19 protein-coding genes and 1 riboswitch are annotated in these 23,367 nt (G+C 37.6%); of the genes, 5 read left to right on the top strand and 14 right to left on the bottom strand.

What is annotated here, in order from left to right; genetic code table 11:
- Positions 1 to 44 precede the first annotated feature (44 nt).
- Positions 45 to 256, bottom strand: a riboswitch (cobalamin riboswitch).
- 205 nt (positions 257 to 461) lie between these two features.
- The 3 genes from CPS_RS05090 to cobD all read left to right on the top strand — a co-directional run bounded on the left by CPS_RS05090 (position 462) and on the right by cobD (position 3,275).
- Positions 462 to 1,043 (top strand): histidine phosphatase family protein, encoded by a 582-nt coding sequence (locus CPS_RS05090; protein WP_011041981.1) that lies wholly within the window; start codon positions 462 to 464, stop codon positions 1,041 to 1,043.
- 93 nt (positions 1,044 to 1,136) lie between these two features.
- Positions 1,137 to 2,171, top strand: a complete 1,035-nt coding sequence (locus tag CPS_RS05085; protein WP_011041980.1) for a cobalamin biosynthesis protein CobD/CbiB — start codon at positions 1,137 to 1,139, stop codon at positions 2,169 to 2,171.
- A 69-nt stretch (positions 2,172 to 2,240) separates the two neighbouring features.
- Positions 2,241 to 3,275, top strand: coding sequence for a threonine-phosphate decarboxylase CobD (gene cobD / locus CPS_RS05080; protein WP_011041979.1), 1,035 nt, complete (start codon positions 2,241 to 2,243; stop codon positions 3,273 to 3,275).
- Between the two features lie 419 nt (positions 3,276 to 3,694).
- Here the strand turns inward: cobD and CPS_RS22800 are convergent, their stop codons facing one another.
- The 11 genes from CPS_RS22800 to trmJ all read right to left on the bottom strand — a co-directional run bounded on the left by CPS_RS22800 (position 3,695) and on the right by trmJ (position 16,389).
- The gene (locus tag CPS_RS22800) at positions 3,695 to 6,034 is read right to left on the bottom strand and encodes a bifunctional diguanylate cyclase/phosphodiesterase (protein ID WP_049757753.1); all 2,340 of its coding nucleotides are present in this window, start codon (positions 6,032 to 6,034) and stop codon (positions 3,695 to 3,697) included.
- Positions 6,035 to 6,441: 407 nt separating this feature from the next.
- The gene (locus CPS_RS05070; protein ID WP_238383590.1) at positions 6,442 to 8,388 is read right to left on the bottom strand and encodes a putative bifunctional diguanylate cyclase/phosphodiesterase; all 1,947 of its coding nucleotides are present in this window, start codon (positions 8,386 to 8,388) and stop codon (positions 6,442 to 6,444) included.
- Between the two features lie 386 nt (positions 8,389 to 8,774).
- Positions 8,775 to 9,113: an ISC system 2Fe-2S type ferredoxin gene (fdx, locus tag CPS_RS05065; RefSeq protein ID WP_011041974.1), complete on the bottom strand. Its 339-nt coding sequence runs from the start codon at positions 9,111 to 9,113 to the stop codon at positions 8,775 to 8,777.
- A 68-nt stretch (positions 9,114 to 9,181) separates the two neighbouring features.
- Positions 9,182 to 11,044 carry a Fe-S protein assembly chaperone HscA gene (hscA, locus tag CPS_RS05060; protein WP_011041973.1) on the bottom strand — a complete coding sequence of 621 codons (1,863 nt, stop codon included), beginning with the start codon at positions 11,042 to 11,044 and terminating at the stop codon, positions 9,182 to 9,184.
- 89 nt (positions 11,045 to 11,133) lie between these two features.
- On the bottom strand, positions 11,134 to 11,661 hold the full coding sequence (gene hscB, locus CPS_RS05055) for a co-chaperone HscB (RefSeq protein WP_011041972.1): 528 nt from the start codon (positions 11,659 to 11,661) through the stop codon (positions 11,134 to 11,136).
- 183 nt (positions 11,662 to 11,844) lie between these two features.
- On the bottom strand, positions 11,845 to 12,168 hold the full coding sequence (gene iscA / locus CPS_RS05050; RefSeq protein WP_011041971.1) for an iron-sulfur cluster assembly protein IscA: 324 nt from the start codon (positions 12,166 to 12,168) through the stop codon (positions 11,845 to 11,847).
- Positions 12,169 to 12,179: 11 nt separating this feature from the next.
- Positions 12,180 to 12,563, bottom strand: a complete 384-nt coding sequence (iscU, locus tag CPS_RS05045; RefSeq protein WP_011041970.1) for a Fe-S cluster assembly scaffold IscU — start codon at positions 12,561 to 12,563, stop codon at positions 12,180 to 12,182.
- A gap of 102 nt (positions 12,564 to 12,665) precedes the next feature.
- Entirely contained in the window at positions 12,666 to 13,880 is a 1,215-nt protein-coding gene (locus CPS_RS05040) for an IscS subfamily cysteine desulfurase (RefSeq protein WP_011041969.1), read from the bottom strand.
- Positions 13,881 to 13,928: 48 nt separating this feature from the next.
- Complete coding sequence (gene iscR, locus CPS_RS05035; protein ID WP_011041968.1) at positions 13,929 to 14,435, bottom strand: Fe-S cluster assembly transcriptional regulator IscR; 507 nt, start codon at positions 14,433 to 14,435, stop codon at positions 13,929 to 13,931.
- Between the two features lie 284 nt (positions 14,436 to 14,719).
- Positions 14,720 to 15,529, bottom strand: coding sequence for a serine O-acetyltransferase (gene cysE, locus CPS_RS05030; RefSeq protein ID WP_011041967.1), 810 nt, complete (start codon positions 15,527 to 15,529; stop codon positions 14,720 to 14,722).
- Between the two features lie 38 nt (positions 15,530 to 15,567).
- Positions 15,568 to 16,389, bottom strand: a complete 822-nt coding sequence (gene trmJ / locus CPS_RS05025) for a tRNA (cytosine(32)/uridine(32)-2'-O)-methyltransferase TrmJ (RefSeq protein WP_011041966.1) — start codon at positions 16,387 to 16,389, stop codon at positions 15,568 to 15,570.
- 588 nt (positions 16,390 to 16,977) lie between these two features.
- On the opposite strand from trmJ, the gene suhB reads away from it, so the two are divergent.
- Both suhB and cobA read left to right on the top strand, forming a co-directional pair.
- On the top strand, positions 16,978 to 17,781 hold the full coding sequence (suhB, locus tag CPS_RS05020; RefSeq protein WP_011041965.1) for an inositol-1-monophosphatase: 804 nt from the start codon (positions 16,978 to 16,980) through the stop codon (positions 17,779 to 17,781).
- 182 nt (positions 17,782 to 17,963) lie between these two features.
- Entirely contained in the window at positions 17,964 to 18,755 is a 792-nt protein-coding gene (gene cobA, locus CPS_RS05015) for a uroporphyrinogen-III C-methyltransferase (protein ID WP_011041963.1), read from the top strand.
- Positions 18,756 to 18,890: 135 nt separating this feature from the next.
- Here the strand turns inward: cobA and CPS_RS05010 are convergent, their stop codons facing one another.
- The 3 genes from CPS_RS05010 to secD all read right to left on the bottom strand — a co-directional run bounded on the left by CPS_RS05010 (position 18,891) and on the right by secD (position 23,350).
- The gene (locus CPS_RS05010) at positions 18,891 to 20,291 is read right to left on the bottom strand and encodes a DEAD/DEAH box helicase (protein WP_011041962.1); all 1,401 of its coding nucleotides are present in this window, start codon (positions 20,289 to 20,291) and stop codon (positions 18,891 to 18,893) included.
- Between the two features lie 243 nt (positions 20,292 to 20,534).
- Entirely contained in the window at positions 20,535 to 21,482 is a 948-nt protein-coding gene (gene secF, locus CPS_RS05005) for a protein translocase subunit SecF (protein ID WP_011041960.1), read from the bottom strand.
- A gap of 20 nt (positions 21,483 to 21,502) precedes the next feature.
- Positions 21,503 to 23,350, bottom strand: coding sequence for a protein translocase subunit SecD (gene secD, locus CPS_RS05000; RefSeq protein ID WP_011041959.1), 1,848 nt, complete (start codon positions 23,348 to 23,350; stop codon positions 21,503 to 21,505).
- Between the last annotated feature and the right edge of the window lie 17 nt (positions 23,351 to 23,367).

Below are 23,367 nucleotides of genomic sequence, written 5' to 3'. Positions count from 1 at the left end.
ATTACCGCCCACCGCAGTTGTCGAGTAATAGTTATTTATCATTGATAAATAACTATAATTTAGGCCGGTCTCCGGACTCCTGATCATCGCACTTGCAACACCTTCCCATACGTTCATTATTGTGATGACCTAATAATGATTCAATACAGTGGTTTTGTTGCTGCTCACAGTTACCGTTGCGGGGGCAGTACTGGTATTTAACCAGTTTCACGTTTCATCTTCATTAGTGCCATTTACCTAATAACGTTTATCAGGATAAATTAACACCGAAGACACCTAAATCTGCGCGGATACTACGTTATACATGATACTTATTCAACAATTAACGATGTCATAGTTAAACATGTTAATGAAAAGAGAATAGCCACTAGAAATAATATTTGCGTTGAACCTATGTAACGATTTAGTTATCCTCCCTCGCTTAAAGGATAAGAAAGCGTCATAATTGCTATTGGAATAAAATGAAAACAACTTTATATTTAGCTCGTCATGGGCAAACAAAATGGAACAAAGTCCAACGTTTTCAAGGCCAATTAGATAGCAATCTGACACAAGTAGGTAAACAACAATCTGAACAGCTTGCCTTAAGCCTTGCCAACCAACAAATTGATTTAATTGTTTCATCAACCCTAGGACGTGCTGTTGATAGCGCTCTAATTTGCCAGCGCATATTAAATACTCCTATTGCACGTTTAAATGACCTCACGGAAAGAGATTTGGGGTCTTGGCAAGGGCAATATATTGCTGCCATTAAATCCGACGAAAACTACCATGAAATATTGCATCAATTTACCGAGATAACACCGCCAAGTGGCGAAAGTGCAATAAGCTGTGGATCACGTATTTATCAAGCACTTAAAGAATTAGCCAATAATCATTGTAATAAAAACATATTGGTTATTTTCCATGGTGAAGCGTTGCGCTGTTTTTTAGCTAAATTAGGCCATAACTCAACCGATAATGCCTATGAGTTATTCGATAATGCTTGTCTATTACCATTAACTTACCGCCATGATGATGATAGTTTTCAGCTAGCAAGATAATTTATTTTTATACCTCAAAAAGACGTAAAAAAAATTAATATAACGAAGCATTTAATTACTCAACCTTGAATAGTACTAGAGCGTCTTAACTTCATGTCAGAATTTATCGCAAACATCTACCAGCAAGCCATAACGCTACTACCTGATTTTGCTACGTTCATTACCTTATTACTGGCGCTATTGCTTGATAAATATTTAGGTGAAGCAAAGCGTTTTCATTACTTAGTTGGTTTTGGTTGGTTAGCAAAAAAACTAGAGACTAAACTAAATCCTTATCAGAAAAAAGCTCAATATCAAGAGAGTAACACTGGCGATAAAGCTACTTTAAAAGCAAAGTTACTGGGTACTTTGGCTTGGTGCCTATTGGTTTTACCTTTGCCGCTGATTTATTTTTATCAGCTGAATCATCTAATATGGTATTGGCAAGTATTGCTCGATGCTAGTGTGATTTATCTAGCCATAGGTTTAAATAGCTTGCATCAACACGCTATGCAAGTATACAAGCCCCTTAACGCTGAAGACTTAACAAGCGCCAGGCATTTCACCGGGTATCTGGTAAGCAGAGATACCTCCAACCTGTCAGAGCAAGAGATGTCTAGAGCGACTATAGAGTCGATGTTAGAAAACGGTCATGACTCGGTTATCGCATCTTTACTTTACTACCTTATTGGGGGGGCGCCACTGGTAATAATACATCGATTAGCCAACACCTTGGATGCAATGTGGGGATATAAGAACTCACGTTTCAACGACTTTGGTTATGCCAGTGCTCGACTTGATGATTTACTCGGTTTTATTTCGGGTAAGTGTTGTACCCTGCTTTATGCCATTCAAGGAGTGAAACAAGGGAAGATCATTAAGGCTATCGTTAATGCCTATAGGCAAGGTAATCAATACAAAAGCCATAACGGTGGTTGGGTAATGGCTGCTGGTGCCACAGTGATGAGTAGACAATTAGGTGGCAGTGCGCTTTACCATGGACAAACTGTCAATTCTGTTGTCTTAGGTTGCGGTAGCTGTGTTACCACGAAAGACATCCCGACAAGTTTACTTGTGGTTTCTCGGGCCAGTTTAATATTAGTCACTTTAGTACTCATTATTCAGTTAGTTTGTTATTTGGTTTATTAGTTTTTCGTTATAATTCTCGTTTTAATTTTCATTTAAACTCTTCATTTAAAACATATATATAGGAATAAGATGGCATTACTTCATGGCGGGCAACTACAACAGGTGGCAAAACAATATAACATTCCGCCTAGCGATTGGATTGATGTATCGACAGGTATTGCGCCTATTAGTTACCCTATTCCAATTATACCATTAAGTGTTTGGCAACAATTACCACAACAAAACCCAGATCTGATCGCTGCAGCACAGCAGTATTACCAATGTTCACAACTTATGATTACCAATGGTAGTCAGGCAATAATTAAAGCTTTACCAGCGTTATATCGTCAAAAGAATGCAGAGAGTCAAGATGTTTACTTACCTGAACGAGGTTATAAGGAACACGCTCATGCATGGAAGAATGCCGGTTATAATTTACACTTTTATCAGGAGTTTCTTCCAGAAATGTCAGAGATATTGCCCAATAGTGTGTTGGTGATCATTAATCCTAATAACCCAACGGGACAGTTTTTTAATGGTCAGGTAATTGCTCAATACCAAGAACGATTAAAGCTAATTAACGGCCTGTTGGTTCTCGATGAAGCTTTTATTGATGTAGTACCAGGCAATCAATCTTACTATAATCAACTAGAAAACAGCCATAGTTTGGTATTACGCTCTTTTGGTAAATTCTTTGGTTTAGCTGGAATTAGAATTGGCTTTTTAGTAGCTAATGGTTATTGGTGTGGGGCATTTAAAGAATTGCTAGGCCCATGGCAAATCAACGGACCAGCGCAATTAATTGCACAACATGCCCTGCAAGATACAAGTTGGCAAACGAGGCAGAAGGATACATTAACACGACTTAGAATTGCTCAAGAGCACATGCTTAGGCAAGCATTCCCTCAAATCATTCTTCGAGAGATTAACGGTTGTAATTTATTTCTCACCCTAAGTTTTCATCAGCAAGATACAGCAAAAAAACTGTACCATTTACTTTGTCAACAAGGGGTCTATTGTCGACTCGCTGATGAGCAAGATACTCTTAGGTTTGGTATTACTACAGAAGAGCTACTTGAGCGTTTAACGCTTGCCTGTAGACAAGCTTATCAGCAATTAACGTAAGCTAGAAACAGCATAAAAATATCAGATATTACATAAGCACCTAATGCCTATCAGTAAAGAAATATTTAATGCTCCATTGACCAATCTTCATGTCGGGTTATATGAGTGTCCAGCTGAAGATACTTTTTTCAGAAAACCTGAGTGAATCATCAAAGCACATTTTCTGTTAATGTTCTTGCCTTAAAAAAATATAACAACGAATTTGACTTGCTACCACCAAAAAAATGGCTGGTTTATAAAAATGTTATACAACGTTATTTATTTCGATAAGGAGTACAGAGATGTACCTTATTAGTAAATGCAGGAGTAATTACCCTCAGCATATCCTCCTGAATTTATTCAAGAACCCTCTTTTGTGAAAAACGGAACTGCCAGCTATATGAAGTGATGATATATGTGAAATTAACAAATAAAGCTTGTTAGCTTTTCTGTAAGAGATCACTTTTTAAATATAATAAAAAATCTTTTTCCCTTAATGGCTTACTAAAATAATAACCTTGAAAACGATTACACCCCAACTCCTCAAGACACTGTTTTTGTGCCTCAATTTCTACCCCTTCAGCAAGACAATTCATTGATAAACTCTTGGCTATAACCAAAATACCTTTAACCACACCAAGCTTAATTTTATTGCAATGAATATCTTGAATGAATGAGCGATCAATCTTTAATGTATTTAGCGGTAAATTAAGTAAATAAGTTAATGAAGAATAACCTGTGCCAAAATCATCAATAGCAAATCTAATACCATAGTGACCTAGGTCCTTAAATAACTTATTGGTATTATGTACGTTTTGTAGAAAAACATTTTCTGTAACTTCTAATTCAAGTGCAGAGCCTGGTAAATTAGCGTCATTTAACCCCGTTAATATGCAATGTTTCAACTTTTCAGGATACAAACAATTCTTAGCCGAAATGTTAACCGCAACATAAACTGACGGACATATTAATCTTAACCGTGCAATCATTTGCAAACTTTGATTAATAACCCAGTGAGTGATTTCTTCTATTAATAAACTTTCTTCTGCAATGGGGATAAACTCATCAGCCGAAATAACTCCCAATTCAGGGTCTTCCCACCTTAATAAAGCCTCAATAGCAAAGACACCATCTTCATTAATTTGTGGTTGAAAAACTAAATGTAATTCCTCATTTTTAACGGCTAATCTCAACAAAGTTTCCAGCTTTTGCCGACAATGAATTTTATCGGAAAGACGGCTAGAATATAATTTAAAGCTGCTTTTTCCCTGTTTTTTCGCATGATACATCGCAATATCAGCATATTTAAGTAACTCTTCTGAATTTTTACTATGTTCTGGGAAATAACTAATACCAATGCTGGCACCAATAAAAATACTATGTTCATCAATTTGAAAAGGCTCTTTAAGCGCTTTAATTATTCTGGCTGAAGTGATATCAGCAATAGCTTTCGATTGCTTGTTAAGCAATAGAACGACAAATTCATCACCACCATGTCGAGCTGCAAAATCTTCTTTTCTTATTTGTTGATTAATGCGTTGAGTAACCCGACATAATAACTCATCTCCAACATCGTGCCCCATGGTATCGTTAACCACTTTGAAACGGTCTAAATCAATAAATAACAAGGTAAAAGGTATAGGGTTATCTTGGGTAATTGCCAATTCCATTCTTTGATTAAACTGATGCCGGTTTGGCAAACCTGTCAGTGTGTCGTAACACGCTTGATGCTCTAACTGTTCTTGTAAATTAACTCGACTTAATGTCACTCCCATAATTCCACTAAGCATTTTTATAACACCGAGCTGTTGAGCTCTTTCATTAATTTTCACGTTACTAGCGGCATTTAGCAAACCAACAATTTCGCCCTTCACTCGAACAGGCACACTCCAGCCTGAACACAAACCGTTTTTACTTAATATTAAATGATCAGTAAAATTGGTTACAGCCAAATTTTCAAAAAATTGAGGGCTCCCTGATTGTAAGACAAATTGTAATGCACTGTTTTCCATGTCAACAGTAGCCGACTTCATAACCTCATTTTCAGAAAATACTGACCGTATTTCAAAACATTTATCTTTATAATTAGGCACACAATAACTGATTCTTTGTGCTGAAATAATGTGACTTGCCGAACGAGTGATAATAGAAAAAACCTCACTTTCATTCGTAGCAGCACAAAGCTCTTCAGCTACGTGGTTAAGAGACTCTAACTGTTTTGAATAGGTTTTATACTGCTTAACGCCAATTTGAGCTTGTTCAAGTAGATGTTGCCGTTCTAAATAATTAGAGACTAACGTACTAACTAACGTTAACAGCTCTAACGAAGTACTATCATAAGCATTCTCTTTGTAACTACCTATATTCACCGTTCCTATTATACGATCACTAAACTGTAATGGTGAATTCATAATTGATAACAAGTCTTGCTGATAAAGCTGTTGAGCATCTATTTCTATGCGGTCAGCATTTAGCTTAGAAATAATTGTTTTTTCTTGCTGTACAGCTAAACCTGCCAGCGAATTATCAACGGAAAAGTATTTTCCAATAGATAACATTCCCTCAGGTCCCTGTAGGGAAAAGACTTCAAACTCATCTTTATTTTCTGTTATTAAAGTAACACTACCTCTGTCAGCTTGTAGTATCTTAGGTAAATTTTCAGCTAGTTTATTATAAATTTCTTTTTCAGAAACAGCCTCAGTAATTGCTAACGTAAAATTGCCTAAAGCAATGGATGCTTCAGGAGAGATAGATATAAGTGATGGTACTTTAGATTTCAAATTCAATCCAAAAAGAAATTATAGGAATTTTATCAAGGGGTGTGATTTATCAAACTTTATTATAGTAAAAATGTAACTACTTGCCCATTTTATGATTAAAGTTTATCTTTTGTTATCATTCTATTATGAGCTATAAATACACATTATTGATTGACACTTAATAAGTTACATTGTCATTTCAATTCAGGGGGTATATCCCCATGTTATCTCAAAATGCAGAATTCAGTTAGAATTAGAGATGCTTCGCCTCTTAGCCTTTTAATTCTCGTTAAGTGATCAATAAGTTAGTACTATTGGTATAACATAATGCGTGAACTTAAAAGCTCGAACCACAATTGGCTTCTAAACGGTGGGTTAAGTAATCTTCATGCTAGAGAGAAATAAAGGTAACGAGTCCTGAAAATAATTTACTTGTTAAGTAAATACTGCTTATCCAGTGTCATGTTAGTTAAATAACTGTCTATATCTTCAATTTCGATAGGCTTAGAATAATGATAGCCTTGAAGGAAATGCACACCTAACTTCTGTAATTCCCGTGCTTGCGCTTCAGTCTCCACACCTTCAGCAATAACCAAGAAATCTAACGATGAGGCGATATGCATTACTGCTGAGATAATCGCATGACCATTGGTATTCATTTTATTCACAAATGAACGATCAATTTTAACCATGTTGATCGCTAAGTCTTGGATAACCGAAAGAGAAGAATATCCGGTACCAAAATCATCAATAGAAACCTTAATTTTTCGAGCTTGAAGTCGTTTTATTTGGTTTGATATGATACTAGTATCAGCAGCAAATACCGACTCGGTTATTTCTATATGCAACAAATCGCCAGGCAATGTACTGTTTGAAAGTGCATCATCAACAATAGCTATAAAATTCTCATCTTGTAGCTGAATCACGGAAACATTTACACAAACTGACAGCGGTTGTTCCGAACTCCATTGGCTGGCTTGCAAACATGCATTTCTTAGTACCCACGCACCGATTTTGTGTATTAAACCGTATTGCTCAGCAATACTAATAAAATCATCCGGAGGGATATTTTCCTCATCGAGTTGCCAACGAAGCAGCGCTTCAAAAGCAACAACTTCATCATTTTTAGATGATATTATCGGTTGAAAAACGAGTCTTAATTGTTCTTTCTCAATCGATTGAGTCAGTTCATTTTTCAGACGAAGTTCATAAGAATAAAGTTTATCCATTTGTTTGGAGAATACGCCAACAGTCGAACGCGCTTGTTTTTTCTGATAGTACATGGCCATATCGGCAGATTGAATAAGACGATCTTCTGTTTTTGCGTGCTCAGGATATAATGCAATACCTATAGTTGCACCGACAGATAAAACGCTATGTTCAGTATTATGAGGGGCAGATAGTACCTCTATCAGTTGCTTAGATACACCAACAGCGCTGACTTCATCAGTATCTGCTAGTACCATCAAAAACTCATCACCACCCCAGCGACACAATAGCTTGGTATCAAAAGACCACTGTTTAAGACGCTCAGCAGATTTTTTTAAAATTTGATCCCCAGCTTGATGACCAATTGAATCATTTATTTTTTTAAAGCCGTCTAAGTCGATAAATAACAGTGCAAAAGGTTTATTGGATGAAGCTAACGCAGTCTTTAAATGTTTTAAAAAGGCGGTTCGGTTATATAATCCAGTGAGTGAATCAAGATTAGAGAGTTCATAAATTTTTCTCGTTCGCTGCTCAACTTTTTCTTCCATTTGATGAACTAACACCTTATTTTCATTTTTTAAAAACAAGGTATTTCGCGTGAAATCTGCCGATTTCTTTGAAGTAATAAGCATTACGATACTGTAGGAAACTCCCAAAAAACCCAGTAATTGTAATGCATGTTGATCGGATAAGAGTAAGCCTATCGAGGCAGGAGAAAGTAGTATGAATGCATAAAACATTGCGGTGTATTTATGAGCCGCAAGTATCGTAGCTGAACCACCAGCCATAGCAGCTATGGCTATAAGCGTTGTAGTTAATTCGACAGAGCTATTGTATTTCGTGATATAAACTAAGTAGATAGCCCACATAATTGCTGTAGGATTCACACCGGTAATATAACGCTTAACCGCTTTTTCTCCATCAAAATCAGTGTGCTGCAGTTTAGTTTTCCAGATAATGACATCAACCATTCTGAGCACAAGCAATATGCTCATCCCCCACCACCACATGTGTTTAAAAGAGTCGGTTAATGGGTTACTGAACATGAAGACTAGAAAACTAGAAGTAATCAAAGAGATCACAATACCGGAAACTGCATTGCCATATAACAATGCCGCAGCATCACGCTGCATGTATTTGTTCAATTCTAGTTCACTTCTGGTCAAAAAGACCTCTACTATTATTTATCATCTTTTTATAAGTATATACCAAATAAAATGACATGATCCTCTATGTCAGGTTATCAAGTCGCTATTATCATTATCCATTTTTGAGCGTTCGAACAAAACGATGCACTATAACTATCGAGGTAATACCGCATTATTATTCTAAAAATGGGTTGTGTAATATTAGAGGCTTTTAAGGCTTAGTCAGATGAGTTTATATTGATTAATATTTGAAGAAATAGGCTGTTACAACATCGATACTTTTGATGTAAATTTTCACAAAGTTAGCTATTAGTGGACTATTTCAATTATTCTCTAATACTAAAAAAGGGTAATAACATTCACATGTTACAACCCTTTGTTTGTATATGGCTTTAAAGAATCAACTAGTGTGTTTCAGAAACCATATTAACTGTGTATTTAGGTATATCGACGACTAAGTCTTCATCACCAACAATAGATTGGCAGCTTAGGCGAGATTCAGGCTCCAAACCCCATGCTTTATCAAGCATATCTTCTTCAAGTTCATCGCCTTCTTCGATAGAGTCAAAACCTTCTCGAATGATGATATGACACGTAGTACAAGCACATACTTTTTCACAAGCATGTTCGATACCAATGTCATTTCTTAAGGCTACGTTTAACACGCTCTCACCTTTTTCGGCTTCAACTACTGCGCCATCTGGGCATAACTCTTCATTAGGTAAAAATATAATTTTTGGCATTTTATTTATTCTCTGCTTGAAAGGCTTTCGCCTAACTTAAATATAATCAGGATCTTATCAAAGATAATCTAAATTTTATCAACTGCTTGGCCTGCAAGGGCTTCACTAATTGAACTATCCATACGACGTTCAGCAAATATTGCTGTACTGTCGTTTAACTTATCCAGTGCATTTTCTATCGCTTTAATTTCTTGACCTTGGCTAACCTGAGCAAGTGACTTAATTGCGTTTTCAATAACCGTAATTTCATCACTATTAAGTAGCTTACTGTCAGCCAATAAAGCAGCTTGAACAGACTCTATAACGCGTGAGGCTTCAACTTGTTGCTCTTTCAACATACGCGCTTGCATATCATCAGCCGCATTGCTCATTGAATCTTTGATCATCTGACTAATTTGATTGTCATCAAGACCAAAAGAAGGTTTAACTTCAATGCTCGATTCCACACCAGATGACTTTTCCATCGCCGAGACAGAGAGTAAACCATCCGCATCAACTTTAAACGTTACACGAATATGAGCTGCACCAGCAGTCATTGCAGGAATGCCGCGTAATTCAAAACGGGCTAACGAACGACAATCCTCAACTAATTCACGCTCACCTTGTAAGACGTGAACGGCCATGGCCGTTTGACCATCTTTAAATGTGGTAAATTCTTGCGCTTTTGCAACAGGTATTGTGGTGTTTCGTGGAATAACTTTTTCTACTAAACCACCCATAGTCTCTAGACCAAGAGATAATGGCGTAACATCAAGTAATAACATATCACTATCAGGTTTATTACCCACCAAAACATCTGCTTGAATTGCAGCGCCAATCGCAACCACTTTATCAGGGTCAATTGACGTTAACGGTGTTTTATTAAAGTGTTTTTCAACTTCGCTACGCACTAAAGGTACACGAGTTGAACCGCCGACCATGACAACTTCTATTACTTCATCGATAGTAATATCAGCATCTTTGAGCGTACGACGACAAGCACGTAATGTTTTATTAACTAATGAGCTAATAAGTTTATTTAACTGTGCTTTAGTTAAACTTGTTTTCCAATCACTGTCACTATCAAGAGAAATTGTGATATCAACTTCCTCTTTAGTTGTTAACTGTTCTTTAGCAAAACAAGCTTGCTGCATCAGTTGACGCTCTAACGAAGGTGATAAAGGTCTTACTAAACCGGCTTGTTCAACAAGATAGTCAACTAAAACGACATCAAAGTCATCGCCACCTAGCGCAGAATCACCACCAGTTGCTAACACTTCAAATACGCCTTTGTTTAAACGTAAAATAGAGATATCAAAAGTACCACCGCCTAAATCATAGACCGCAATAACGCCTTCTTGGCCTGAGTCTAACCCGTAAGCTACCGCTGCAGCTGTTGGTTCATTTAATAGACGCAACACACTAACACCCGCCAATTTTGCCGCATCTTTGGTACTTTGCCTTTGGGCATCATCAAAGTGAGCCGGGACAGTAATAACAACACCAGTGAGCTCTCCACCTAAAGCCGCTTGTGCTCTTAGGTTTAAGCTTTTTAATATCTCTGCCGAGACTTGAACTGGGTTAACAGCACCTTGTCTAGTCATAATTTCAGGATGATTTTCATCACCACAAAACTCATAAGGTAACGAAGGATATTTACTTTGAATATCTTTAAGTGAGCGACCTATCAAGCGTTTTGCAGAAGTAATCGTATTTTGAGCATCTTCAATGCTAAGTGCTTGAGCTGTTTGACCAACTAAAACATTACCTGCCTGATAGCTAACAATAGAGGGCAATATATCACGGCCTTGATCATCACTTAAGGTACTTGCGTTACCGCTTTGTACACTTGCTATTAAGGAATTTGTGGTACCAAGATCGATGCCTGCAGCTAATCTGTGTTCATGAGGAACGGTGCTTTGACCGGGTTCTGCAATTTGTAATAAAGCCATGATGTTAATTCAATGAGTTAGTTTAAGTTTATGTATGTTTTTCTTAGCTTAATAAAAAGTATGTCTTGTTAAAATGTTTGCTAGCCACGCTAGTCATCAAATAAACTGTCTTCAAGACGATCCACTTCAATATTGAGCTTTTGATAAAACTTTAATTTACGTAAATTATCGCATGCAGCGCTATTCGATGCTGCATTATTTTCACTAATTTGTGTTCTCATTACTTGAGAAAGCTGTAAATATTCAGTCGACAAAACACTTTGTACTTCAAGTAATGCTGCATCAACGTCACCAGAATGCCTAACGTCTTCAAGCATTTCTCGCAATTCCATTTGACGCATCAAAAAACTAGTATCTTGAAAAGAATGCTGTTCGTTTGGCATTTCAACACTACGTTGCACAAGTATATATTCAGCGCGTTGCAATGGATTTTTAAGAGTTTGATAGGCGTCGTTAATCTGCGCAGATTTTTGTACAGCTATTCGCTGTTCTTGCTCAGAGGCGTGAGCAAACTTGTCAGGATGCACAGTCTTTTGCAAGGTTTGATAACTTGACGAAAGTTGTTGTAAATCGACATCAAAGGAAACTTCAATGTTGAATAATTGAAAGTAATTCAAAATTTTTACTCTGATTTTATATGGACTGGCACTTACAAAGTGATCTCGCCATAATGAATTCAGCTCAACGATAGTTTGCTCTGATGCAAGGCGAAAGCACAGAGTTGACGTTAGTCAATGAGTACTTTCAACGCTGCAACTGAGCAAAATAGCTAAGAGATGAACTCGTTATCACACATTAGCTTAGACGTTGAACGACTCACCACACCCACATTCACCTTTAGCGTTGGGATTGGTGAATTTAAAGCCTTCGTTCAAACCTTCTTTAGTAAAGTCGAGTTCAATACCATCAAGGTAAACTAAGCTTTTCGCGTCGATGATGATATTAACATCTTTAATGTTAAACAATTGATCATCTTCATTTAAATCATCTACAAATTCGAGCACATAGGCTAAACCTGAACAACCAGTGGTTTTAATACCTAAGCGAAGCCCAAGTCCTTTGCCACGGTTTTGCATGAACGATTGAACGCGTTCAGCAGCAGCAGGAGTCATGGTAACAGCCATTGTTATCTCCGTTATTTACTTTGCTTGGATTTATAATCTTCAATCGCTGCTTTAATAGCATCTTCAGCTAAAATAGAGCAATGAATTTTTACTGGTGGTAGCGCTAACTCTTCAGCAATAGCGGTATTTTTAATTTCACCCGCTTCTTCAATTGATTTACCTTTAACCCACTCAGTAACTAATGAGCTTGAAGCAATCGCAGAACCACAACCGTAAGTCTTGAATTTTGCATCTTCAATGATACCGTCATCAGAAATTTTTAGTTGTAACTTCATTACGTCACCACACGCTGGTGCGCCAACCATACCAGTTGCTACTGATGGATCGTTTTTATCCATTGAACCTACGTTACGTGGGTTCTCATAATGATCTAGTACTTTTTCGCTGTAAGCCATGTGACTCTCCTAGCATGTGTCAAATAATTCGTAAGAACTATTTAACACCAAATGTTATTTAAAATAATGAATTGTTTACTAAACTTTTATTATAAAGAGCGTCTAGTGAGCAGCCCATTCAATTGAATCTAAATCGATACCATCTTTGAACATTTCCCAAAGCGGTGACATATCACGTAAGTGACCAATTGCACCTTTAATAAGTTCAATTGCGTAATCAATTTCTTCTGTCGTAGTAAAGCGACCAAAGCTAAAGCGAATTGAGCTATGCGCCATTTCATCATTTAGACCTAAAGCACGAAGTACATACGATGGCTCTAAGCTTGCTGATGTACATGCACTACCAGATGATACGGCTAAATCTTTCAATGCCATGATGAGTGACTCACCTTCAACAAAGTTGAAACTAACATTTAAATTACCAGGGTAACGTTTATCCGCATCACCGTTAATAAAGACTTGTTCCATGCTATTTAAGCCGGCCCATAAACGATCGCGCATTGCAGTAACATGTGCTTGATCTTGTGCCATTTCTTCTTTAGCTAATCGACATGCTTCACCCATACCGACAATTTGATGTGTCGCTAAGGTACCAGAACGCATACCACGTTCATGTCCACCACCATGTGTTTGTGCTTCTAAGCGAATGCGTGGTTTACGGCTTACGTATAACGCGCCAATACCTTTAGGTCCGTACATTTTATGCGCTGAAATTGACATTAAATCAACTTTCAATGCTTGCATGTCGATGTTGATTTTGCCTGCACTTTGCGCGGCATCAACATGGAAGACAATTTTACGTGCACGACACATTTCACCAATTTCACTGATGTCTTGAATAACACCAATTTCATTATTTACTTGCATGATACTTACTAAAATAGTGTCATCACGCATAGCGTCATTCAATTTATTTAAATCAATTAAACCGTTTTCTTCAGGATCAAGATACGTCACTTCAAAACCTTGACGTTCTAATTCACGACACGTATCTAAAACGGCTTTATGTTCAGTTTTGCAGGTAATAATATGCTTGCCTTTCTTATTATAGAAATTAGCAGCACCTTTAATAGCAAGGTTATTAGATTCAGTAGCACCTGACGTGAAAACAATTTCACGTGGATCAGCATTAATCAATTCAGCAATTTGATTACGAGCGATATCAACCGCTTCTTCAGCTTGCCAACCAAATTTATGTGAACGAGATGCAGGGTTACCAAAATGACCATCATTGGTCATGTACTGCATCATTTTTTCTGCTACGCGCTTATCTACTGGTGTAGTAGCTGAATAATCAAAATATATAGGAAGCTTCATTCGCTAACTCTCTCCGATGGTAAATATTTAATACGACGCGACTAGTTATTACCAGTCGTTCATTACATCTTTTGTGGTTATTAATGTTTCTAACGCTATGCTTTTGTGAGCATTGATATGTAATTTATCTTGGCGCTTAGAAACTTCTTGTACATCACCTTTCGCGACTAATTCGGATAAGGTGATATTTTTCAAGAATTCTTCAATTCGTTGGCTTAATCCTTCCCACAAGGAATGAGTTAAGCATTGTTCTCCATCCTGGCAATTGCCTTTACCTGAACATTTAGTTGCATCAACACTTTCATTCACAGCATAAATAACATCTGCAACGGCAATCTGCGCTGAGCATCTGCCCAAGCGATAACCGCCACCAGGACCACGAACACTTGTCACAAGCCCTTCTTTACGTAAACGTGAAAAAAGTTGCTCTAAATATGACAAGGAAATACCTTGGCGCTCTGAAATATCAGCCAAAGATACAGGTCCAGACACTGCATGAATAGTAACGTCTAACATGGCAGTAACTGCGTAACGACCTTTAGAGGTAAGTTTCATAATCTGTTCTCAAACACTATGTTGGTGTACTCAAAACATCAATTTAGTAGGATGACTAAATTAAAACCATTTGACAGCAAAACAAAATATAAAAAATAATATAAAAAATAATATAAATGTCTTACTTTACAAATGCTGGGCAATTTTACATAACCCTACAAATTAGTCAAGTAAATACCCTAGTGATTTACTCAGGTATTATACACCAAGAAATATCATGCGAGAAGTAATAGTTGACTGTTTTACTCAACTATTACTTTTATTACCAGAATTGAATAGCGAGGTTAAATTTCAGGATCAAAGCTTGCCACTTTATTTTCACGGCGCTCTGCCGCTGCTTTTTCATCTTCGACAAACTCACCTACTCTTAACTCAGGCAAGTTTTTAGGGCAAATATCACCACCTAAGGTGTTAATTTCTTTGCAAAGTTCACTCACTCTATCATCCATTAAATGCATATGATCAAGTAAACGACCAATGGCTTTAGCCACAGGATCTGGATTATCATGGGACACCGCATAAGCATCAAAGCCATATTTTTTAGCAACTTCTTCTCGTTGCTGGTTTTCATCTTTACTGTGTTTATCGGGCACGATTCGACCAGGAATACCAACTGCTGTTGCATTAGCGGGTAAATCTTTAACAACAACTGAGTTAGAACCGACTTTTCCGCCCTTACCTATAGTTATTGGTCCAAGTACTTGCGCACCAGCACCTATAACAACATTGTCTTCCAAAGTTGGATGACGTTTTCCTGCCTTCCAACTCGTCCCACCTAAGGTGACACCGTGATAAAGCGTGACATCATTGCCTACTTCAGCTGTTTCACCAATAACAATGCCCATACCGTGGTCAATAAAAACACGGCGACCTAATTTAGCGCCAGGGTGGATCTCAATACCCGTTAACCAACGAGAGAAAGTTGATATAGTTCTCGCTATAAGTTTCCAATCAGCACACCATAATCTATAACTTAATCGGTGAATCCAAATTGCATGTAAACCCGGGTAATTGAGGATAACCTCAAAACTAGTACGAGCGGCTGGATCTCTATCAAAGACACTATTGATATCTTCTTTGATACGACTAAACATAAATTATTCCTTCTCTTTTCTTTTCTATTAAGTGGCGGTTATGACTTCTCTTTACTAGACCTTTCCATCGAGGCAAAAATCCCACGCATCATCTTAATTTCTTTAACGTCTGGTCTTGCACGATTGAATAAACGTCTTAGTTTAGTCATCACTAAACCTGGATGATTTTCTACAATAAAACCTGTCGCTTTAAGTGCTTTTTCAAAGTGCTGATAAAAACGTTCAGTTTCTTCGATCACAGGATACAGTTCATCATCTTCATTTTTAGTCTTGGCAATTGAATTACCATTACCCGTACTGCGTTCTTGATAATTTTGATCATGCGCTAATAAATAACTAGTACGTACTTCATAACTTAAAGTCTGTACAGCCATTGCTAAATTTAACGAACTATACTCAGGGTTTGCTGGTATCTGAACATGAAAATGACAAAGTTGTAATTCTTCATTGGTTAAACCACTATTTTCACGCCCAAAGACTAACGCGACTGGATATTCATCCGCTTCAGCAATCATCTTTTCACCACAACCTCTAGGCTCTAACATAGGCCAAGGCAATGTACGTGAACGAGCACTGGTTCCGACAACTAAGCCACAATCTTCAATAGCCTCAGCCAAAGTGCTAACAACTTTAGCATTAGCTAAAACATCGGTAGCTCCTGCAGCCATAGCTTGAGCTTGACCATTAGGCATTTCAATAGGATCGACTAAAATCAGCTGACTTAGTCCCATTGTTTTCATTGCACGTGCCGCACTACCAATATTTCGGCAGTCGGAAGTGTTAACTAAAACAATTTTAACACGATCTAATAATGTACCTGTGGTATTACTTGGTTGAGAACCTTGTTGAGAATCTGACATTTTTTACTCTTCTTGTTTGCTTTTTTGGGAAAAGACCAATCGAACTAATTTATTTATCACTTAACGAAAATCAAAAGACTTATACACAGCCATAGGTTGTAGAGAATAGTTATTCTATTATCAAAATTAACCACGCCATATATAGGTATTATATTTTACTATTAGGTAAGTGCTCTGCAAAATTTTATTAGCAAACAAATAACATCACAAAATAAATATAGACTAACTATACTTACATTATTAAACCTGATCTAAGTTCGCTACTGAAGCGCTAAGTTTTACAATAAATGAATTCATTGGTATGAAGCCCATCTAGATGGCCAATATTCTATCATAGAAGATTACTGCTGTAGCTAACAAAAAGCACGCTTATTGGGCATATTTATCTATGGTAATTTGATATTTAATAGTTTTTTTTTCTCTATAGAGAAGTGATTGACCAAACTGATTACTTATTGAACATTTATTTAATAATATTATCGCTAAATAATTTTTTATTTGCTATAATTCGCGCGCTCAATTTTCAAGACAATGTTTGCTTGGAAATGTATTGTTCTTTTAAAATTTATTTACAAATAGGTACTCTAAATGCATCCCATGCTAAATATTGCCGTGCGCGCAGCGCGTACAGCCGGTAAAGTTATCGTTCGCTCTATGGAGCAACTTGATAAAGTTGAAGTTGAATCAAAAGGAACTAACGATTTCGTCACCAGTGTTGATATTAGCTCTGAAGAAGCCATTATTGAAACTATTCGTAAATCTTACCCTGACCACACTATTATTGGTGAAGAGTCTGGTATTTTAAAAGGCAGTGATGATGATTACCAATGGATTATTGATCCATTAGATGGCACAAGTAACTTCATTAAAGGCATTCCTCATTTTGCTGTTTCAATTTGTTTAAAAGTTAAAGGCAAATTAGATCAAGCTGTTGTATTTGACCCAATTCGTGGCGAATTATTCTCAGCCAGTCGTGGTAAAGGTGCACAACTAAACGGTTTTAGAATCCGTGTAAACAAAAACAAAGAAATTGCAGGCACTATATTAGCGACTGGATTTCCATTCAAACATAAGCAACACAGCGTAGCTTATATGGCAATGTTTTCAAATTTATTCCAAAAATCTTCAGATATGCGCCGTTCAGGTTCAACTGCACTTGACCTTGCCTATGTAGCAGCAGGCCGTGTTGATGGTTTCTTCGAAATTGGCACTAAACCTTGGAATACCGCTGCTGGCGAACTATTAGTGATTGAGGCAGGTGGTTTAGTTACTGACTTTACTGGCGGTCATAATCATGCAAATTCAGGTAACATTGTTGCAGCAAATACTCGTATATTAAAAGACGTTTTAAAAGAAATTCGCCCACATTTAGGTGATGCGCTTAGCAAGTAATATTTGTATACCCTTTCCACTTGAAGATGCTCGTTTCAAATCGAGCGGGTATAAGAGTTCACCTAAGTTATAGCAGAATAATATTAAGCGCCACAGCAACCTTAGTCAATTAAGGTCACTGTGGCGCTTTTTTTGCTTTAGACTAGCAATATAGTTATTTGCACATATTGTTAAGAGAGCTCATGGAAAATATCAACACAACAAAACAAGCTTTTATTGCTGGCGAAGTAGCCCTAGTTGGCGCCGGTCCCGGAGATCCAGATTTACTTACTTTGCAGGCCTATCGTTTTATCAAACAAGCTGAAGTTGTTATCTATGACAGGCTAGTCAGTGCGGCAATAATGGCGTTACTGCCAAGTGATTGCCAACAAATATATGTTGGTAAAAAACAAGCAGATCATAGAGTTCCACAAGAAGGCATCAATCAGTTACTCGTTGATTATGCTTTATTGGGTAAAAAAGTGGTGCGTTTAAAAGGCGGCGACCCTTTTGTTTTTGGACGAGGATCTGAAGAGGCTCAATTCTTATTGAGCCATGGCGTTGCTTGCCATATAGTCCCAGGAATGACAGCCGCATCGGCTTGTACCAGTTACGCTGGCATTCCCCTAACTCATCGAAAAGTCGCACGAAGTTGCACCTTCATAACGGGTAATGTGCAAGATAATGGTGCATTAGATCTACCTTGGCAGGCATTAAATGATAAAGAGCAGACCATTGTTTTTTACATGGGGATAAAAAGCTTACCTATAATCACCGCTCAGCTCACGGGAGCCGGTCGTGATATAAATACGCCAGCAGCATTAATCAGGAAAGGCACTCACCAAGATCAACAAGTAATAAAAGGGACGTTAGCAAATTTAACTGACTTAGTGGCTTTACATAGGATTACGCCACCCAGTTTAATTGTGATTGGTGATGTTGTAGGGCTATTCCCCAGTGAGCAACTAACTAATTTAGGCTACCTAACCCCTTAACATTTTTTCTTTAAGGTGTTGAGCGTCAAAATTTAGCATAAAAAAAGCCTTATGAAGAATATATATTATTCTTCATAAGGCTTTTTTTGTTAATTGATTCTAATAATCAATTAATTACTGAATCAACTGTGTTATTTATTTTGTAGGGCGTATAGCTCTACGTGGTTTAGGACCAGTACCATCGTATTCAGGTTTTTTACGTCTAGAAGAATCATTGCCCGGTTTTGCTTTATTTCCACCTGCATTGTTCCCGTTAGCATTACGACCTGAACGTTGACCATCTTTGTGCTCAACTCTGCCCTTACCTGCCCCATGAGGTTTTGCTGATTTTGGTGGTTTACCTTGTTTTAAAGGTTTGATAACACGTGATTCGCCTAATTCATTAGCGGGTATAAACTTCTCAATCACTTTTCGTTCGATGTGCTGCTGAATAACATGTTCAATGCCCCACAATAAATCTAATTCATCGGCACACACTAGAGATAATGCTTGTCCGGTATTACCTGCACGGGCTGTTCTACCAATACGATGAACATAATCCTCAGGTACATTAGGTAGGTCGAAATTAACCACTTGTGGTAACAAATCAATATCAATACCACGTGCTGCAATATCAGTTGCTACTAATATTTTCACTGAACCATCTTTAAAGGCAGCAAGTGCTTTAGTACGCGCTCCTTGGCTTTTATTACCATGAATAGCCGCCGCAGTTAGCCCTTCAGCTTCAAGATGCTTTGTTAGCTTATTAGCACCATGTTTGGTTTTAGTAAAAACTAAGACTTGTTGCCAATTATTTTCTTTTATTAAGTGCGTTAATACAGCAGGTTTGCGTTTTTTATCAACCGCAGTTAACCATTGAGTCACTTTTTCTGCTGTGCTATTTTCTGCATCAACTGAAATTTCTAATGGGTTATTTACCATGCCTTTAGCTAATGCACGTATCTCAGGTGAAAATGTTGCTGAGAATAGTAAGTTTTGACGGTCTTTTGGCAAAGCTGTCATCAACTTTTTAATATCGCGAATAAAGCCCATATCTAACATACGATCAGCTTCATCAAGAATAAAGACTTCAAGTTGGCTAAACTTAACTGCTCTTTGATTGTATAAATCTAATAGACGACCTGGTGTTGCCACAAGTACATCAACACCCTGGCGAAGACGCGCTATTTGTGGATTAATTTTAACACCACCAAAAACAACCATTGAGTGTAAGTTTAAATACTTACCGTAAACCTCAATGCTCTCGCTTATTTGTGCAGCTAACTCGCGAGTAGGCGTTAATATTAGCGCTCTTACGTTGTTAGATGAAACCTTGTTACCTTTACTGCTAGAAAGGCGCTGTAATAATGGCAAAGTAAACCCTGCCGTTTTACCCGTACCTGTTTGTGCGGCTGCCATGACATCACGACCAGAAATAACTGCTGGGATCGCTTGGGCTTGAATAGGAGAAGGTGTTTCATAGCCCTTATCACGTACTGCTTTTAGTAATGCTTCTGATAAGCCTAAATCAGTAAACTTGGTTGGGGTATCACTCATAAGAAATCTCTTTAAAAAATATCAAGCAAATACTGACAGCGCTAATGAAAATGTTGGCAGCATGGAAGGCCGTGCAGCATACAGCAAGGTTAATACCAAGTCTATTACCACGCCAAGATATTTACTGCAAAGTGGAGTATATAGCGCCACTTTGCAGATAAAATAAAAGCCATAAACACCATAAAAAAAAAGCCGAGTAACTTTCGTTACTCGGCTTTTTTATATCAAAATTACTTACAATACTTAAGGCATCATAGCTTCTTGATCTGCACCTTCTTTTTCAATGACTTCAGGTATTAAATCTTCTTTTGAAATACCTAGAGATAATGCCACTAAACTAGCAACATAAATTGAAGAGTAAGTACCAACAAAAACACCGAATAATAATGCCGTGGCAAAACCATGAATCAGTGCTCCACCTTGAAAGAACAAAGCAGCTAGAACTAATAGTGTGGTAATTGAGGTAATAAAAGTTCGACTTAATGTTTGCGTTAAAGAGATATTAATTATTTCTTCAGCTTCACTGTTGCGCACTTTTCTAAAGTTTTCACGAATACGGTCTGAAACAACAATAGTATCGTTAAGTGAGTAACCTATCACAGCTAATATCGCTGCAAGTACAGTTAAATCAAACTCTAGTTGTAAAATTGAAAACAAACCAAGTGTTAATAATACATCGTGAAATAACGCTACCACTGAGCCTACAGCAAAGCGCCATTCAAATCGAAAAGCAACGTAAATCAAAATACAGATCAGCGCTGTTAGCATAGCTAAACCACCCTGCTCTGCTAACTCATCACCAACGCTTGCGCCAACAAACTCAATACGACGCATATCAACCGTTTGGCCAGTCGCTCCTTGTAAGACATCAAGTACTTCATTGCCAAGCATTTCAGCTTTAACGTCATCACGTAAACCTAAACGAATCACAACATCACGGCTACTACCATAAAATTGCACTTTCGCATCAGCAAAGCCATTAGTTTTCATCACTAAACGAAGCTTTTCTAAATCTGCTGCTTCTTGAAAACCAACTTCAATCAAAGTACCGCCAGTAAAATCTAAACCAAAGTTCAGTTTATTAGTGGCTAGAGAGAAGATTGAAGCAATCATTAATAAGGCGCTAAATACTAAGGCTATCTTGCGATAGCTCATAAAGTTGACAGTTTCTTTTAATTGTAAAATTTGCATAATTTTAATTCCTGCCTTCTTTATATCGGAAGCTTTTCAAGGCGTTTACCGCCCCAAATAGCGTTAACTACGGCACGAGTACCAACAACCGAGGTAAACATTGAAGTAATAATACCAATAGATAACGTCACGGCAAAACCTTTCACAGGTCCAGTACCAATTGCAAACAGAATTAACGCTGCAATTAAGGTAGTGATGTTGGCATCAATAATCGTTGAAAATGCTGCATCATAACCTTGATGAATTGATTGTTGAATCGTTTTACCTTCACGTATTTCTTCACGAATACGTTCAAAAATAAGCACGTTAGCATCGACCGCCATACCAACTGTTAATACGATACCAGCCATACCCGGTAATGTTAAAGTAGCGCCAGGAATCATCGACATAACACCAACAATCAACACTAAGTTTGCACCTAGAGCAAGGTTAGCCACCACACCAAAGGCACGGTAATAAATCATCATAAAGATAAACACTAAACCAAAGCCCATTAAGATAGCTTCGAAACCAAGTCTTACGTTTTCAGCTCCTAATGTAGGCCCTACAGTTCGCTCTTCTACGATGGTGATTGGTGCAATCAAAGCCCCTGCACGTAATAATAATGCTAGGTTATGCGCTTCAGCAGCACTACCTGCTCCAGTAATACGGAAGGTTTTACCTAAACGTGATTGAATAGTTGCAACAGAGATGATTTCTTGTTGTTTTTCAAAAATGATGTTGCCTTCAGCATCTTTTTTGTCAGTCGCTTTATATTCAATAAATACCGTTGCCATTGGTTTACCAATATTACTTTTGGTACCACTAGACATTTTAGAGCCTCCAGCACTATCAAGTGAAATATTCACTTGTGGTCGAGAGTACTCATCAAAGCCTGATTTAGCATCAGTGATGTGATCACCGGTTAACATGATGCGTTTTTTCAATAAGCTTGGTCTACCGTCTTTATCTGTTAACAAAATAGAGTTTGCTGGAATACGACCATTTAATGCATTAGACAAGTCACCTTCGGTATCGACTAATCTAAATTCAATGGTTGCGGTAGCATTAAGGATTTCTTTCGCTTTGGCAGTGTCTTGAACACCTGGTAATTCGATAACGATGTGTTTTTTGCCTTGGCGTTGAACAAGCGGCTCGGCAACCCCTAACTCATTGACACGATTTCGAATAATAGTGATGTTTTGCTGTAAAGCATATTCACGAATTTCTTTAAGCTTTGGCTCCGTCATTTTTGCTGTTAGCGTTAGCGTATCGTCATCAGTACTTAGCAGCAAATCACGGTAACGCTGTTTCAGTAATGATTGTCCCGCTTCTAAGTCTTCAATTTTTCTAAAAACAACGACTACAGAATTATTAACTTCTTTAACACTGCGGTAGCGAATTTTTTCATTGCGTAAATCACCGCGAAAATCACTCACCATACCTATTTTAGCTTTATTGATGGCCTCTTTCATGTTCACTTCCATCAAGAAGCTAACACCACCACTTAAATCTAAACCTAACTTCATTGGCTTTCCGCCAATTGCTGCTAGCCAGCTTGGAGTATTAGGCGTTAAATTTAAAGCAACTGAAAACTGTTTACCTAAATTATCATCTAATACATCACGCGCTTTAAGTTGATCTTCAGTATTATTAAAACGTGTTAATACTTGTCCATTCTCTAAAGCAATACTAGCAAAGCTTAGGTTACTTTCTTCTAATTGTGCTTTGATACTATCAAGCGTAGCAGCATTTGCTTCAACACCGCGTAAGCCTGAAACTTGCACTGCAGGTGATTCGCCGTATAGCATTGGTGTGGCATAGAGCGCACCTATAGCGACAATCATTGCCACCATTAGTGTCTTCCATAAAGGGTATTTGTTTAACACAATGTGTCCTTTTTATT

It is taken from the genome of Colwellia psychrerythraea 34H (assembly GCF_000012325.1).
Taxonomy (GTDB): domain Bacteria; phylum Pseudomonadota; class Gammaproteobacteria; order Enterobacterales; family Alteromonadaceae; genus Colwellia; species Colwellia psychrerythraea_A.
The sequence above is the reverse complement of the archived record's forward strand: the minus strand, read 5'-3'. Positions and strand labels throughout refer to the sequence as shown.